A 14,551-nucleotide genomic window follows, 5' to 3' on the forward strand; every position below is an offset into this window, starting at 1 on the left:
GTGCTGCTGATCAGCTGCCCATGGTGCGGCCCCCGTGACGAGACCGAGTACCACTACGGCGGACAGGCCCACGTCCCCTACCCCGAGACGCCCGCCGACCTCACGGACGAGCAGTGGGCCGAGTACGTCTTCTACCGCGACAACCCCAAGGGTCCCTTCGCCGAGCGGTGGATGCACAGCATCGGCTGCCGCCGCTGGTTCAACGTCCTGCGCGACACCGTGACCTACGAGGTGCTCGCCGCCTATCGGCTCGACGAGCCCCGACCCGAACTGCCCCAGGCCGGAGGTGGCAACCGATGACCGACCAGCGATTCCGGCGGCGGCAGGGGGGCCGTATCGACCGTGACCGCGTGCTGCGGTTCACCGTCGACGGGCGGGAGTTGACCGGGCACCCAGGGGACACCGTCGCCTCGGCGATGCTCGCGAACGGGCTCGTCGAGGTCGCGCCGTCGCTCTACCGCGGCCGCCCGCGCGGCATCGTCGCCGCAGGTGTCGAGGAGCCCAACGCCCTGTTGCAGGTCGACGGTTCGTGCTCGGAGGGCATGCTGCCCGCGACGGCCGTGGAGCTGTACGAGGGCCTGTCCGCCAGGACGCTGTCCGGGATGGGCCGGCTCGACCCGACTCCCGACCCCGCCGCCTACGACAAGAAGTACGCCCACACCGACGTCCTGGTCGTCGGCGCCGGACCGGCCGGGCTCGCGGCCGCCGCCGCTGCCGCCGGCTCCGGCGCCCGCGTGATCCTCGTCGACGACCAGCCCGAGCCGGGCGGTTCGCTGCTCTCCGGTACAGGGGCCGATCTCAAGTGGGTCGCCGACGTCCGCGCGGCACTCGACGCCGCCCCCGACGTCGTAGTCCTGCAACGCACCACGGCCTTCGGGTCGTACGACGACAACTACGTACTGGCCCTCCAACGGCGCACCGACCACCTCGGAGCCGACGCCCCCGAAGGTGTCTCCCGCCAGCGGCTGTGGCACATCCGGGCCCGGCAGGTGGTCCTGGCGACCGGCGCGCACGAGCGTCCGCTGGTGTTCGCCGGCAACGACCTGCCCGGGGTGATGCTCGCCGGGGCCGTGCGCACCTATCTCAACCGGTACGCCGTGGCTGCGGGATCGCGGGCCGTGGTGAGCACGAACAACGACAGTGCGTACGACACGGTCGCCGATCTCCACGCCGCCGGGATCGACATCGCGGCCGTCGTGGACGCGCGCCCCGAGCTGTCGCAGCGGGCAGCCGAAGTCGCCGTGGCGACCGGGGTGCGGGTGCTGACGGGCAGTGCGGTGGCCTGCGCCGCGGGCGACGGCCGGGTCAGCGGTGTCACCGTCCGTGCCCTGGACGACGGAGGTCGACTCAGCGGCGAGTCACGGTCGTTCGACTGTGATCTGCTCGCCGTCTCGGGCGGGTGGAGCCCGGTGGTGCATCTGCACAGCCAGCGTCAGGGGCAGTTGCGCTGGGACGAGGATCTGGTCGCGTTCGTCCCCGACGGCTCCGTACGGGACCAGCAGGTCGTGGGTGCGGCGCATGGGACGTACGACTTCGACGGCTGCGTTGCCGAAGGGGCGCGGGCCGGTGCGCTGGCCGCGACGGAGGCCGGGTTCCCGGTTCCCGTGCCGCCGTCGAGCGAGACCCGAGGCTCGGGCCCGGTGCGCGCGCTGTGGCTGGTCCCCGGCCTCGACGGCGAACCCGGCTCCTGGGACTCCCACTTCGTCGACCTCCAGCGTGACGTCACCGTCGCCGACGTGTGGCGGTCCACCGGGGCCGGTATGCGCGGCGTCGAGCACGTCAAGCGCTACACCTCGCTCGGCACGGCGAACGACCAGGGCAAGACGTCCGGCGTCAACGCCATCGGGGTGATCGCCGAGGCCCTCGGCGGTTCACTGGGAGAGATCGGCACCACGGCCTACCGGGCGCCGTACACGCCGATCGCGTTCGCCGCGCTGGCCGGCCGTGAGCGCGGCGAGCTGTTCGACCCGGAGCGGACCACCTCCGTCCACAGCTGGCATGTCGCTCAAGGAGCGGTCTTCGAGGACGTCGGGCAGTGGAAGCGGCCGCGCTACTACCCCGGTCCCGGTGAGGACATGGACACGGCCGTGGCCCGCGAGTGCCGGGCGGCCCGGGAGGGGGTGGCGTTCATGGACGCCTCCACCCTCGGCAAGATCGAGATCCGGGGCGTGGACGCCGGCGAGTTCCTCAACCGTGTCTACACGAACGCGTTCAAGAAGCTGAAGCCCGGCATGGCCCGTTACGGCGTGATGTGCAAGCCCGACGGGATGATCTTCGACGACGGTGTGACCCTGCGCCTCGACGACGACCGCTACTTCATGACCACCACGACCGGCGGCGCCGCCGGGGTCCTGGACTGGCTGGAGGAGTGGCTGCAGACGGAGTGGCCCGAACTCGACGTCCACTGCACGTCGGTGACCGAGCAGTGGGCGACGATCGCCGTCGTCGGTCCGCAGTCCCGCGAGGTCGTCGCCCATCTCGCGCCCGACGTCGACCTGTCCAACGAGGCCTTCCCGTTCATGGCCTTCCGCGAGACCACGCTGGCCTCCGGCATCCCGGCCCGCATCTGCCGGATCTCCTTCTCCGGTGAACTGGCCTACGAGATCAACGTCTCGGCGTGGTACGGGCTCGCGGTCTGGGAGGAGGTGTACGCGATCGGCCGACCGTACGACATCACCCCGTACGGCACCGAGACCATGCACGTCCTGCGGGCCGAGAAGGGCTACATCATCGTGGGCCAGGACACGGACGGGACCGTCACTCCGCAGGACGCGGGCATGTCCTGGGTGGTCTCGAAGCAGAAGGACTTCATCGGCAAGCGGTCCCACTCCCGCGCCGACACCGCCCGAACCGACCGCAAGCAACTGGTCGGACTGCTGCCGAGCGACCGCACGACCCGGCTGCCCGAGGGCACCCAACTGGTCGCGCCGGACGTCGCCTTGGAGACCGTGCCCGTGCCGATGCTCGGCCATGTCACCTCCAGCTACCACAGCCAGGCCCTCGGCCGCCCGTTCGCCCTCGCCCTTGTCGCCGACGGGCGGGCAAGGATCGGCGAGACCCTGCTCGCCCCGGTGGGCGAGGAGCTGGTGCCCGTCGAGGTGACCGACTTCGTCCTGTACGACCCCGAAGGGACCAAGCGAGATGGCTGAGTCGACCGAGTCCGGCCCGGTGGCGCTGCGCACCAGCCCCGTTGCGCATCTGGAGGAGCGGATGCGCGCCGCGGCCGTCACCGGCGCCCGCGGGGTCACGCTGACCGAGTGGCCGTTCGTCACCATGGTGAACGTGCGGGTCGACCCGACCACCGAAGCAGCCGAGCGCATCGGGAAGACGCTGGGGGCGCCCCTCCCCCAGCAGTGCGGCCACACCGCCGTATCCGGCCCCCACACGGTCGTGTGGCTCGGCCCCGACGAATGGCTCGTGCTGTCCCTGGACGCCGAAGAGAGAGCTGTGACCGCCGAGTTGCGGGAGGCGCTCGGAGCGGACCCGGGCTCGGTGGTGGACGTCTCGGCGAACCGCACCACGCTGGAACTGAGCGGCCCGGCCGCCCGGCAAGTGCTGGAGAAGGGCTGCCCGCTGGACCTGCATCCCCGCTCCTTCGGTCCCGGCCGGGCGATGTCGACCACGGTGGGACCCGTCGCGGTGCTGCTGTGGCAGGTCGACGACGAGCCGACCTACCGGCTGTTCCCGAGGTCCTCGTTCGCCGACTATCTGGCGCGCTGGCTCGTCGACGCGATGAGTGAGTACCGAGGCCCGTCGATCCCCTGAGGGCGCGGAGCCGGTCGGGCCGGTGGCGGTGACACCACCGGACGCGACCCGAGTGGCCGACCGGGGTGGCCCGGCCGCAGCCGTCGGGGGCTGCGGCCGCCCCTCGTCCTCGACGGACACCCCGGCAGTACGCCCTACTTCGGTGCCTGGAAGCCTCCTATCTCCTGCTCGAGCAGCTCGGCCAGCCCCAGCGGGGTGCGGTCCTCGAACATCGGGCCGATGAGCTGCACTCCCACCGGCAGACCCTCGGCGGACCGGCCCGCCGGTACTGCTGTGGCGGGCAGGCCGGGCATGGTCGCCAGACCGGCCCAGACGAGCTGGTCGAGGTACGGGTACTCGACACCGTCGATGTCGAGACGACGCCCCATCAGATCGGGGTTGTGGTCGTGCGGGAACGCGGCAGTGGGGGTGATGGGACACACCACGGCGTCGAACTCGGCGAAGAGCTGCCGCCAGCCGTGGCGATGGAGCTCGCGGCGGCCGTTCGCCTCGACCCAGTCGCGGTGGCTGAACACCATGCCGCGCAGGCGCGTCGCATCGAGACTCCGATCGTCCGCACTCAGCCCGGCGGCGAGGATCCGCACCTCCTCATACGCTTCGACCGGCAAACGGGCAGCGGTGCCCGAGAACAGCAACTGCGTGTAGAGCACGGCGGCTTCGGTCAGATCGGGCAACAGCGGACTGTGCCGTTCGACACGGGCGCCGCCGTCGGCCAACGCGTCGGCCACCCGGTTCACGCCCGCCCGCACAGCGGACCCGGTCGGAATCAGCGGATGCTCGTCGAGGACCAGGACCCGGAAGTCGCCGAGCCGCTCGTGGCGCGCGGGCGGCAGCGTCAAGTCGTGCGCCACACCGAGCGTCAGCGGGTCCGGTCCTGCCATCACGTCGAGCAGCAGGGTGAGGTCGCGGGCACTGCGCGCCATCGGACCGACGACGGCGAGGTCGGACTCGGCCGGCAGTGCCGGCGCGGGCGGCGGGACCATACCGCGGCTCGCCGCCAGCCCGAGGGTCGGCTTGTGCGCGTAGACACCGCAGAAGTGTGCGGGGGTGCGCAGCGAACCGCCGATGTCGGAGCCGATGGACAACGCGCCGAATCCGGACGCCAGGGCCGCCGCTGATCCGCCGGAGGATCCGCCCGGCGTGCGAGCGTGATCCCACGGGTTATTGGTGGTGCCGTATATCTCGTTGAAGCTCTGCACATCCTGCAGCCCCAGGGGCACATTGGTCTTTCCCAGCACCACCGCGCCCGCGGACCTGAGCCGCGACACCTGCACCGCGTCCTCGGCAGGCACGTGGTCCCGGTGCGGCGGCATGCCCCAGGTCGTGGGCAGTCCGGCGATGTCGTAGGACTCCTTGACCGTCACCGGAATGCCGAGCAGGGGCCGGTCCTCGCCGCGGGCGCGCGCCTGATCGGCATCGCGCGCGGCGGCCCGCGCACGGTCGAAGTCCGGCACACAGATAGCGTTGATCGCCTTGTCGTGCCGCTCGATACGCGCGATGGCCTCGTCGGTCAGCTCCGCCGAGGTGACGTCACCGGCACGCAAGGCAGCCGCGAGTTCTTCGGCCGTCTGAAAATTCCACTCCATGAATCCGACCGTACGGGCCTGTGGACCAGGCCATGAAATGCCGTTTCGTGCAACGGGGTTGATTTCTCCACCCTCGCTCGTCGGACCAGCCGAACGAGGGCTTGAAATCATTCGCCACTGCTCGCGCGGCCCGGTACGTTTCGCGAGAGTGTCCGCACGCCGAGAGTAGGTTTCGTCAATGGCTTGCCGTATCAGTGAGCTCGTACTCGGTTGCCGCGACGCCGAGGTGCTGGCACGGTTCTGGTGCGAGGTCCTGGACTTCGTGGTGCTCGATCGCGAGGACGACGGAAGCGTCGAGATCGGGCCGCGCGAAGGGTTCGGCGGCGCGCAGCCGACGATCTTCCTCAGCGTCAGGGACGAGCCGGAGCCCGGGAAGTCCCGGCTGCACATCGACGTCAACCCCACCGACCGCGATCAGGACGCCGAGCTCGAACGCCTGCTGAAGCTCGGTGCGCGCCGGGCCGACATCGGCCAGACCGGGGAGGAGCAGTGGCACGTCCTCGCCGATCCCGAGGGCAACGAGTTCTGCCTGCTCAAGGCCCGCCTTGCTCCCATCCCGCAGGCGGGATGACGTACATCCGTAACGAAATGTACAAATAGTACTTTACGGAGATTTGTAACAATCTGCTCCACCGCGACCAACTCCTGCAATGCGTCTCCCGCCCGGCACCAGCCCGGGCGGCGGCGAGCGCGGAGACCATGGCGGTCGCCATGCCCCGCCTCCTTGGCGGCGCTTCGCCGACACACCGTCCGCGAGGCCCTGCCCCGTGAACCGCACCGGGTCGACCGCCCGCCGGCTGGCCACGCAAGGCCGCCGCCCGTGAAGCAGCCGGGCTCGACAGCCTCACTGGAGACTATTGACGATCTGTCACCACAGTCAGCATGAAGTCGGCATCAGTACCGGCAGGACCCGCCCAAGACCACCACCGACTGCCACCGACTGATGCTGATCAACGTCTCGTAGTTTTGGTGCGGCCGCAGGTCAGGACCATGCTGTGGGCCCGTTGGTCAGCAAACTCCCAGCATGAGTCAGGAAGAGGTTGCCGATCACCTTGTTGTTGGTCGTGGCCCAGCCCAGCAACGCCCCCACGTGGTCTCCGGCGCGGCCGGGCCGGTCTCGCACGCGCCGACTCGGTCCTGCTGTCCACCGCAATGCGCCGCTGCCGGGGCACTCACCCACGGGCCTCACCTGGTGTCGCTGGTCCCGGTGCGGTCGGCGACGGCCGCCCGGCCCGCCTCCAGTCGGGCCGCCGGAATGCGGAACGGCGAGCAGGAGACGTAGTCCAGGCCCACGCTGTGGAAGAAGTGGATGGAGTCCGGGTCGCCGCCGTGCTCACCGCACACGCCGGTTTCCAGGCGGGGGTTGACGGCGCGTCCGGCCTCGACGGCCAGCTCCACGAGCCGTCCGACGCCTTCCTCGTCGATCGAGTCGAAGGGCGACACTGCGAAGACTCCCTTCTCCAGGTAGAGCGGGAAGAAGGAGGCCTCGGCGTCGTCGCGGGACAGGCCCCACGTGGTCTGGGTGAGGTCGTTGGTTCCGAAGGAGAAGAAGTCGGCGGCCTCGGCGATGCGTCCGGCGGTGAGGGCGGCGCGCGGCAGCTCGATCATCGTGCCGATCGGGCAGTCGAGGGTCGTGCCGGTCTCGGCCGCGACCTCGGCGAGGACGCGTTCCGTCTCGGCGCGGGCCAGGCGCAGTTCCTCGACCGTGCCGACGAGCGGGATCATGATCTCGGCGTGCGGTCGGCCGCCGGCGCCGAGGCGGTCGATGACGGCTTCGGCGACGGCCCGTACCTGCATCGCCATCAGACCGGGCACGGCGAGGCCCAGTCGCACACCGCGCAGACCGAGCATCGGGTTCTGCTCGTGCATGCGCTCGACGGCCTGGAGGAGTTCGCGGTCGTGCGGGTCAGGGTGCACCGCGGAGGCGAGGCGGACGGCGAGCTCCGTGCGGTCCGGCAGGAACTCGTGCAGCGGCGGGTCCAGCAGCCGGATCGTCACGGGCAGCCCGTCCATCGCCTTCAAGATGCCGGTGAAGTCCTCGCGTTGCAGCGGCAGCAGGTTGGCGAGGGCCGCCTCGCGCGCGGTGTCGTCGCTGGCCAGGATCATCGCCTCGACGAGAGCCCTGCGCTCACCGAGGAACATGTGCTCGGTGCGGCACAGGCCGATGCCCTGGGCGCCGAGGGCGCGGGCCCGGGCGGCGTCCTCGGGCGTGTCTGCGTTGGCCCGTACCTCCAGGCCGCGCACGGAGTCGGCATGGGCCAGCGCGCCCAGAACGGCCTGCGTGAGCTGTCCGGTACCGGTGCCGGCCTCCAGGGCGCGGCCGACGTCGGACGCGGTGAGCGGGAGCGCGCCGAGGTGGACGGTACCGGCGGTGCCGTCGACGGAGAGGGTGTCGCCCTCGTGCACGACGACGCCGGACTCCGTGGTGAAACGGCGGGCGACCGGGTCGACGGTGAGGGCCTCGGCGCCGCACACGCATACCTTGCCCATGCCGCGGGCGACGACTGCGGCGTGGCTGGTCTTGCCGCCCCGGCTGGTCAGGACCGCCTCTGCGGCGATCATGCCGGGCAGGTCGTCGGGGGTGGTCTCCCTGCGGACCAGGACCGTGTGCTCGCCGCCCGCGGCGCGCCGTACGGCCTCCGCGGAGTCGAAGACGGCGACGCCGACCGCCGCGCCGGGCGAGGCGGGCACGCCGTGGGCGAGGGGGACGTCGGCCGGGGTGGTGTCGAAACGGGGGAACATCAGCCGGGTCAGTGCGGCGCCGTCGACCCGCATCAGGGCCTCGTCGGTGCTGATCGTGCCGTCGTCACCGAGGTCGTGGGCGATGCGGAAGGCGGCCTCGGCGGTGCGCTTACCGACGCGAGTCTGGAGGATCCACAGTTTGCCGCGCTCGACGGTGAACTCGACGTCGCACAGGTCGCGGTAGTGGGCCTCCAGGGTGCGCAGATGGTCGCCGAGTTCGATGTACGTACCCGGGGCGAGGATCTTGAGTTCGCTCAGCGGCAGCGCGTCGCGGACTCCCGCGACGACGTCCTCGCCCTGAGCGTCGGGCAGGTAGTCGCCGTACATGCCGCTCTCGCCGGTGGCGGGGTCGCGGGTGAAGGCGACGCCGGTGCCGGAGTCGGTGCCGAGGTTGCCGAAGACCATCGCCTGGACGTTGACGGCGGTACCGAGGTCCTCGGGAATGTGCTCGCGGTGGCGGTAGATGCGCGCGCGTTCGCCGTTCCAGGAGTCGAAGACCGCGCGGATGGCGCGGGCGAGCTGGTCGGCGGGGTCCTGCGGGAACTCCTCGCCGGTCTCCTTGCGAATGATGTCCTTGAACTCCTCGGTGAGCTTGATGAGTTCGGCGGTGTCGAGGTCGTGGTCGGTGGCGACCGCGCGCTGGGCCATGGGGGTCCCCCCGGTCGAGCGAAGCCGAGACTGGGGGAGGGCGGCGATGGCCTGCTCGAACAGCTCTCCTTCGACACCCATCACGGTACGGCCGAACATCTGGATGAGCCGCCGGTAGGAATCCCAGGCGAAGCGCTCCTGCCCGGAGGTCTTGGCGAGCCCGGTGACGGACCGGTCGTTGAGGCCGATGTCGAGGATGGTCTCCATCATGCCGGGCATGGAGAAGCGGGCGCCGGAGCGCACGGACACCAGCAGGGGGTCGTCGGGCGCGCCGAGGGTGCGGCCCATGGCCCGCTCCAGGGCGGCCAGCGAGTGGGCCGCCTCGACGCCGAACTCGTCCGGTTCCTCGCCCGTGGCGAGGTAGACCTTGCAGGCCTCGGTGGTGACGGTGAAGCCCGGCGGTACGGGCAGGCCGAGCCGGGTCATCTCGGCGAGGCCGGCTCCCTTGCCGCCGAGGAGTGCGGCCATGTCACGGCTGCCTTCGGCGAATTCGTATACGTACTTGGTGGGCACGCTCATCAGGCCTCGGCCTCTCACTCGTGGGGGACGACGGCCACGGGGCAGCCGACGTGATGGATCACGGTGTGGGTGACAGGTCCGGTGCGGGCGCCCGTCGGGCGTTCGGTCACCCGGCGGCCGACCACGAGGAGGCTCGCCCCGGTGGCGGCCCGGACCAGCTCGGACTGGGCGCGGCCCTCGGTCACGGTCTCCACCACCTCGACCTCGGGGTATTTGTCCCTCCACACCTTCATAACGGCGGTGAGGAAGCCGAGCCACTCGTCGGCCTGTTCCGGGCCGCTCACCAGGCCGATGTCGCCGGGGCCGAGCCCTGACGGGGACGGTGCCTGCCAGGCGTGCACGACGTGCAGGCGCGCGCCGCGCAGCCGGGCCACCTCGAAAGCGAACTCGATCACCTCGTCGCAGGGGTCGCCGAGGTCGATGCCCAGGACGACGTCCCGGTAGCCGGTGCGGGTGGAGGGGCTGCCGTCGTCGGCCGGAAGGTGCTCGTCCGACGCCTCCTCGCCCGCCTGGACGAGGACGACCGGCCGGCCGGCCCGTGCCACCACGCCAAGGGCGACCGACCCGACCAGGAACCCGGTGAAACCGCTGAGGCCGCGAGAGCCCAGCACAAGCAGGTCGGCCTGTTCGGCGGCGTGCACAAGGGCGGCGGTCGCGGGTCCTTCGACCTGCTCGTCGTCGAGTTTGACGCCTGGGCAGGTGCGACGGATGCGGTCCTCCGCCTGGCGCAGCGCCCGCCGGGCCAGATAGCGCTGGGCCGCCGTCGCCGGTTCGCCGGCGCCCTCGCGGGGGTGCCGGTTCCAGGCGTGCACCAGACGCAGCGGCCGGTCGCGGCGCACCGCCTCGCGGGCGGCCCACTCGGCGGCGGCAAGACTCTCGGCGGATCCGTCGACTCCAACCATGATGGGCGGAAGCATGGCGCGCACCTCCTGTGGTCGGTCTGCTCCTCGGTGCCAGCGTCCTCCCACGGCTTACCGGCGGGTATGGGCCGCCAGGGCTCCGATCCGGGACCGTTCGGCCCCTGCGTACGGGCGGGCCGCTCGGCGATGCTGGGCTTGCCCAGGGCCGAGTTCCCCTTGGGCGGAAGGCGGCACATCATGGAGCAAGTGATCATCGCTGGCGTCGACCGGTCGGCACGCAGCCGTGCCGCCGCCGACTGGGCCGCGCGCGAGGCGCTGTTGCGTGGGCTGCCCCTGCGGGTGGTCCATGTGGCGTCGCCGGACGGTCCGGATCCGGCCGAGCGGTGGCCGTACCACCCGGCGACGGTAGCGGACCGCGTGGCGGCCGAACTCACCCGCCGGCACCCGGCGCTGACGGCCCGCAGCATGAACCTGACCGGGGCGCCCGTGATCGCCTTGCGCGCGCTGGCCGAGGAAGCGGAGCTGCTCGTCCTCGGGGTGCGCGGCGAGGGCTGTCAGGCCGGGATCGTGGTGGGCTCGACCGCCTCCGCCCTGGCCGCGGAGTGCACCCGCCCGGTGGTCCTGGTGCCGGGCACGCTCGCCGGTGACGGTCCGCCGGGCCGTGCCGACGCCGTGACGCTGGGGATCGACGCCCGCAATCCGGCGGGCGGCGCTGCCGGCCTCGCCTTCGAAGCGGCCCGGCTGCGCGGCGCGCGGCTGCACGCGGTGCATGCCTGGACGCTGCCGGCCCAGGCAGCCGAATCGCCCTTCCCCGTGTTGGAGGAGGACCGCGCCACCTGGGAGGACGACGAGGTGCAGCGGTTGTCGGACGCGCTGCGGCCGTGGCGCGGCAAGTATCCGGAGGTCGACGTCCTGGAGGACGTCGTACTGCTCACTCCGGAGAGGGCGCTCGCTCACGCCGCCGGGAACTCCGGCCTGGTGGTGGCCGGACGCCGTTCGGGCGACACCGCGCTCGCTCTGCTGCGACATGCCAAGTGCCCGGTCGCCGTCGTGCCCGCGTGACCCGTGTCGTCGCTGTATCGGTCCGCCCCGGTCGGCCCATCGGCTTGGGTCGTTCGGCCCATGCGGACCAGGCGATCAGGGACCATCGTGGGGGGCATGAGGAACCTCGGTCGGATCGCTGTGATCGGCGTCGGGAACGAGTTCCGGCGCGACGACGGCGTGGGCTGGACCGTACTCGCCCGACTGCGCGAGCGGGCCGAGGACCGACCGTTGCCGCCGGACACCGACCTTGCGACCTGCGACGGCGAGCCGGGACGGCTGATCAGCCTGTGGGAGGGCGCCTGGCTGGCCGTGGTCGTCGACGCGGCCCATGCCCACCCCGGCACCCCCGGCAGAGTGCACCGCCTGGAACTCGACGCCGGGCTCCCTGCCCACCCGCCGACCACCAGCTCGCACGGGCTGGGACTCGGCGAGGCCGTCGAACTGGCCCGGGTGCTGGGCCGTCTGCCGGAGCACCTGGTGGTGTACGCGGTGGAAGGCGCCGAGAGCGACATGGGCAGCGGCCTCTCCCCCGCCGTCGCGGACGCCGTGGAACCGCTGGTGGCGGCCATCGAGGACGAGATCGCACGCCCTGGGGACGCCGCAGCCGGGAGGCCGGCATGACCATGCGTCGCTTCCACGTTGAGGGCATCGTCCAGGGCGTCGGTTTCAGACCCTTCGTGTATCGCACCGCGGCCGCGCTCGGTCTGGACGGCTGGGTGGCCAACGTCAACGGGCACGTGGAGGGAGAGGTCGCCGGACCGACGCGGGCCATCGAGGAGTTCGCCGCGCGTCTGCGCAGCGACGCACCAGCCCTCGCCCGGGTGCGCAGCGTCCAGCTGACCGGCGGCACGCGGCAGTCTCCGTACGACACCGGCTTCCAGGTACGGCACAGCGCCCCCGATGACTCGGACACGGCATCCCGCGAGATCCCGCCCGACGCAGCAATCTGCGATGCCTGCCTGAGCGAGCTGCGCGCCCCCCGCGACCACCGCTACCGCTATCCGTTCATCAACTGCACGGACTGCGGCCCGCGAGCCACGATCATCGAAGACCTGCCGTACGACCGGATCCGCACGACCATGCGCCGCTTCCCGCTGTGCCCCGCGTGCGCCGCCGAGTACGCCGACCCGGGCGACCGGCGCTTCCACGCGGAGCCCGTCGGCTGCCCCGTCTGCGGGCCACGGTTGGCCTGGGAGGAGCTGCGCGGCGAGGAGGCGCTGCGGGCGGCGGTGAAGACGGTCGACGAGGGCGGGATCGTCGCGCTGAAGGGGCTGGGCGGCTACCAGTTGGTGTGCGATGCGGGCGATCCGGCGGTCGTGGCGGAGCTGCGGCGCCGCAAACGGCGTCCGGCGAAACCGTTCGCCGTGATGGTCCAGGACATCGAGACGGCCGCGCGGCTGGCGCAGATCGGCGCCGGTGAGCGCCAGGCCCTGACCTCGGCGGAGCGGCCCGTTGTGCTGCTCGGCAGGCGTCGGTGGCGAGGGCGAACGGCTCCACTCGCTCCCGAAGTCCACCCCGGCCTGACCCGGGTCGGCCTGTTCCTGCCCACCACCGGCCTGCACCACCTCCTCCTGGACGAGCTGGCCCGGCCGCTCGTGGTCACCAGCGGCAATCTCAGCGACGAGCCGATCGCCATCGACGACCACGAAGCCCGGAGCGCCCTGGCCGCCGTGGCGGACGGCTTCCTCACGCACAATCGGCCGATCCGGTCGCGGTACGACGACTCCGTGGTGCAGTTCAGCGGACGGACCCGGATCACGGTCCGCCGGGCGCGCGGGCTGGCCCCCGCCCCGCTGCCGCTTCCCGTACGGGAGCCGGTGGCCGGCGTCGGCGCCCAGCTCAAGCACACCTTCACGCTGGCCGCCGACGGACGGGCCCATATTGGACCGCACACCGGGGACCTGGCCGATCTGCCGGCCTACGACGCGTTCCTTGCGTCGTACGAGCACCTCAAGGAGCTCACTGGCATCGAACCGGCGCTCCTCGCCCACGATCTGCACCCTGGCTACCTGTCCACTCAGTGGGCCGAGGCTCAACCGCTGCGCCGGATCCCGGTGCAGCACCACCACGCGCACGTGGCCGCCTGCGCGGCCGAGCACGGGGTGCGGGGACCGTTCCTCGGCGTCGCCTACGACGGGCTGGGGCTGGGCGACGACGGCACACTGTGGGGCGGCGAGATCCTCGTCGCCAGTCTGAGCGGCTACCGCCGCGTGGGCCGGTTCGCCACGGCGCCCCTGCCCGGCGGCGACGCGGCGGTGCGCCATCCCTCCCGCACGGCCCTCGGCCAGCTGCTGGGCAGTGAGGCGCTGGGCTCGCCGCGCCCGTACCCCTGGCTCACCCGGCCCTTCACCGACCGGCTCGACCCGGCCGAGGCTGCGGCGGTGCGCGCCATGATCGCGCGGGACGTCAACTGCCCGCGGGCCTCGAGCGCCGGACGGCTCTTCGACACGGTGGCCGCACTGCTCGGCCTCGCCGACCAGGTGAGTTACGAGGGTGAGGCGGCCGTCCTGCTCGAAGCGACGGCCGGCGACGATCATGCCGTACCGCTCGCCCATCGGGTCGTACGGTCGCAGGGTCTGTGGGTGTACGACCCGACGCCGAGCCTGGCCGATCTGCTGCGGCGGCAGCTGGACGGGGAGCCGGTGGCACAACTGGCGGCGGCCTTCCATCTGACGCTCGCGATCGTCACCGCCGAACTCGTCTCGCGGGCCGTTGCCGAGGGTGCGCCGCGCACGGTGTGCCTGGGCGGCGGCTGCTTCGTCAACCGGCGGCTGCTGACCGAGGCGAAGCGCCGGCTGCACGCGCAGGGGCTGCGAGTGCTCGTCGGCGGTCAGGTACCGGTCGGGGACGGCGGCATCAGCTACGGCCAGGCGGCGGTCGCCGCCGCACGTCTGGCCGAGGAGGAGTGAAGGCACATGTGTCTGGGCATCCCCGGCCGGGTCCTGGAGATCCACGACGACGCCGGACTTCGCATGGCGTCCGTCGACTTCGGCGGAATCCGGCGCGAGGTCTGCCTGAGCTGCACGCCCGAGGCGGACATCGGGTCGTACGTCATCGTGCACGTCGGCTTCGCGATCACCCAGGTCGACGAGGCGGAGGCACAACGGACGCTCGCGGTGCTGCGGGCGATGGCGGGCGCGGTCGAGGGTGAGCTGGGTGAGCCGCTGCCCTGACCGTCAGTCAGTCCGCTCTCTCCGAGAACCGCCGGGCAGGGAACGATGAGGCATGGTGCCCGGGCCTGGCATCCGCTCGGCGAGGCGCCGGGCGCCCCGTCCAGAATGAGCCCATCCTGGACATCGGCTCGGCCTTCCCCGTGCGACTTCCCGCCCGGGGGCCCGGTCGGCCCGTCAAGAGGGCCGGTCAGCCCCTGCCGCAGGCACCCCTCGC

Annotated in this window: 11 protein-coding genes; 8 read left to right on the plus strand and 3 right to left on the minus strand. The window is 71.9% G+C overall.

Annotation, left to right across the window (positions count from 1 at the left end; genetic code table 11):
• The 3 genes from OG254_RS03490 to OG254_RS03500 are packed head-to-tail and all read left to right on the plus strand — an operon-like array spanning position 1 to position 3,765.
• Positions 1-300, plus strand: coding sequence for a sarcosine oxidase subunit delta (locus OG254_RS03490; RefSeq protein WP_405577096.1), 300 nt, complete (start codon positions 1-3; stop codon positions 298-300).
• Positions 297-3,149 carry a sarcosine oxidase subunit alpha family protein gene (locus OG254_RS03495; RefSeq protein WP_405577097.1) on the plus strand — a complete coding sequence of 951 codons (2,853 nt, stop codon included), beginning with the start codon at positions 297-299 and terminating at the stop codon, positions 3,147-3,149. The genes OG254_RS03490 and OG254_RS03495 overlap by 4 nt, the downstream gene beginning before the upstream one ends.
• Positions 3,142-3,765, plus strand: coding sequence for a sarcosine oxidase subunit gamma (locus OG254_RS03500; RefSeq protein ID WP_405577099.1), 624 nt, complete (start codon positions 3,142-3,144; stop codon positions 3,763-3,765). The genes OG254_RS03495 and OG254_RS03500 overlap by 8 nt, the downstream gene beginning before the upstream one ends.
• A 134-nt stretch (positions 3,766-3,899) precedes the next feature.
• Here OG254_RS03500 and OG254_RS03505 read toward each other — a convergent pair whose 3' ends face one another.
• Positions 3,900-5,351: an amidase gene (locus tag OG254_RS03505; RefSeq protein WP_405577101.1), complete on the minus strand. Its 1,452-nt coding sequence runs from the start codon at positions 5,349-5,351 to the stop codon at positions 3,900-3,902.
• Positions 5,352-5,529: 178 nt separating this feature from the next.
• Between OG254_RS03505 and OG254_RS03510 the strand changes: the two genes are divergently transcribed.
• A complete protein-coding gene (locus tag OG254_RS03510; protein WP_405577103.1) occupies positions 5,530-5,922 on the plus strand; it encodes a VOC family protein in 393 nt (130 codons plus the stop codon).
• Positions 5,923-6,536: 614 nt separating this feature from the next.
• Here OG254_RS03510 and ppdK read toward each other — a convergent pair.
• Both ppdK and OG254_RS03520 read right to left on the minus strand, forming a co-directional pair.
• On the minus strand, positions 6,537-9,260 hold the full coding sequence (ppdK, locus tag OG254_RS03515) for a pyruvate, phosphate dikinase (RefSeq protein ID WP_405577105.1): 2,724 nt from the start codon (positions 9,258-9,260) through the stop codon (positions 6,537-6,539).
• A 14-nt stretch (positions 9,261-9,274) separates the two neighbouring features.
• Entirely contained in the window at positions 9,275-10,177 is a 903-nt protein-coding gene (locus OG254_RS03520) for a universal stress protein (protein ID WP_405577107.1), read from the minus strand.
• A 180-nt stretch (positions 10,178-10,357) separates the two neighbouring features.
• On the opposite strand from OG254_RS03520, the gene OG254_RS03525 reads away from it, so the two are divergent.
• From OG254_RS03525 to OG254_RS03540, 4 genes are all read left to right on the plus strand, one after another.
• Positions 10,358-11,182, plus strand: a complete 825-nt coding sequence (locus OG254_RS03525; RefSeq protein ID WP_405577109.1) for a universal stress protein — start codon at positions 10,358-10,360, stop codon at positions 11,180-11,182.
• Positions 11,183-11,278: 96 nt separating this feature from the next.
• The gene (locus tag OG254_RS03530; RefSeq protein ID WP_405577111.1) at positions 11,279-11,785 is read left to right on the plus strand and encodes a hydrogenase maturation protease; all 507 of its coding nucleotides are present in this window, start codon (positions 11,279-11,281) and stop codon (positions 11,783-11,785) included.
• Positions 11,782-14,073, plus strand: a complete 2,292-nt coding sequence (gene hypF, locus OG254_RS03535) for a carbamoyltransferase HypF (RefSeq protein WP_405577113.1) — start codon at positions 11,782-11,784, stop codon at positions 14,071-14,073. The genes OG254_RS03530 and hypF overlap by 4 nt, the downstream gene beginning before the upstream one ends.
• A 6-nt stretch (positions 14,074-14,079) precedes the next feature.
• Positions 14,080-14,337, plus strand: a complete 258-nt coding sequence (locus tag OG254_RS03540) for a HypC/HybG/HupF family hydrogenase formation chaperone (protein ID WP_405577115.1) — start codon at positions 14,080-14,082, stop codon at positions 14,335-14,337.
• The last annotated feature ends 214 nt before the right edge of the window (positions 14,338-14,551 follow it).

The sequence above is a fragment of the Streptomyces sp. NBC_01092 genome (genome assembly GCF_045039535.1).
Taxonomy (GTDB): Bacteria; Actinomycetota; Actinomycetes; order Streptomycetales; family Streptomycetaceae; genus Streptomyces.

Excerpts from the sequence above, each read along its gene's own strand:
- OG254_RS03495 (WP_405577097.1), top strand. The coding sequence starts at position 297 with ATGACCGACCAGCGATTCCGGCGGCGGCAGGGGGGCCGTATCGACCGT.
- OG254_RS03500 (WP_405577099.1), top strand. The coding sequence starts at position 3,142 with ATGGCTGAGTCGACCGAGTCCGGCCCGGTGGCGCTGCGCACCAGCCCC.
- OG254_RS03505 (WP_405577101.1), bottom strand. The coding sequence starts at position 5,351 with ATGGAGTGGAATTTTCAGACGGCCGAAGAACTCGCGGCTGCCTTGCGT.
- OG254_RS03510 (WP_405577103.1), top strand. The coding sequence starts at position 5,530 with ATGGCTTGCCGTATCAGTGAGCTCGTACTCGGTTGCCGCGACGCCGAG.
- ppdK (WP_405577105.1), bottom strand. The coding sequence starts at position 9,260 with ATGAGCGTGCCCACCAAGTACGTATACGAATTCGCCGAAGGCAGCCGT.
- OG254_RS03520 (WP_405577107.1), bottom strand. The coding sequence starts at position 10,177 with ATGCTTCCGCCCATCATGGTTGGAGTCGACGGATCCGCCGAGAGTCTT.
- OG254_RS03525 (WP_405577109.1), top strand. The coding sequence starts at position 10,358 with ATGGAGCAAGTGATCATCGCTGGCGTCGACCGGTCGGCACGCAGCCGT.
- OG254_RS03530 (WP_405577111.1), top strand. The coding sequence starts at position 11,279 with ATGAGGAACCTCGGTCGGATCGCTGTGATCGGCGTCGGGAACGAGTTC.
- hypF (WP_405577113.1), top strand. The coding sequence starts at position 11,782 with ATGACCATGCGTCGCTTCCACGTTGAGGGCATCGTCCAGGGCGTCGGT.
- OG254_RS03540 (WP_405577115.1), top strand. The coding sequence starts at position 14,080 with ATGTGTCTGGGCATCCCCGGCCGGGTCCTGGAGATCCACGACGACGCC.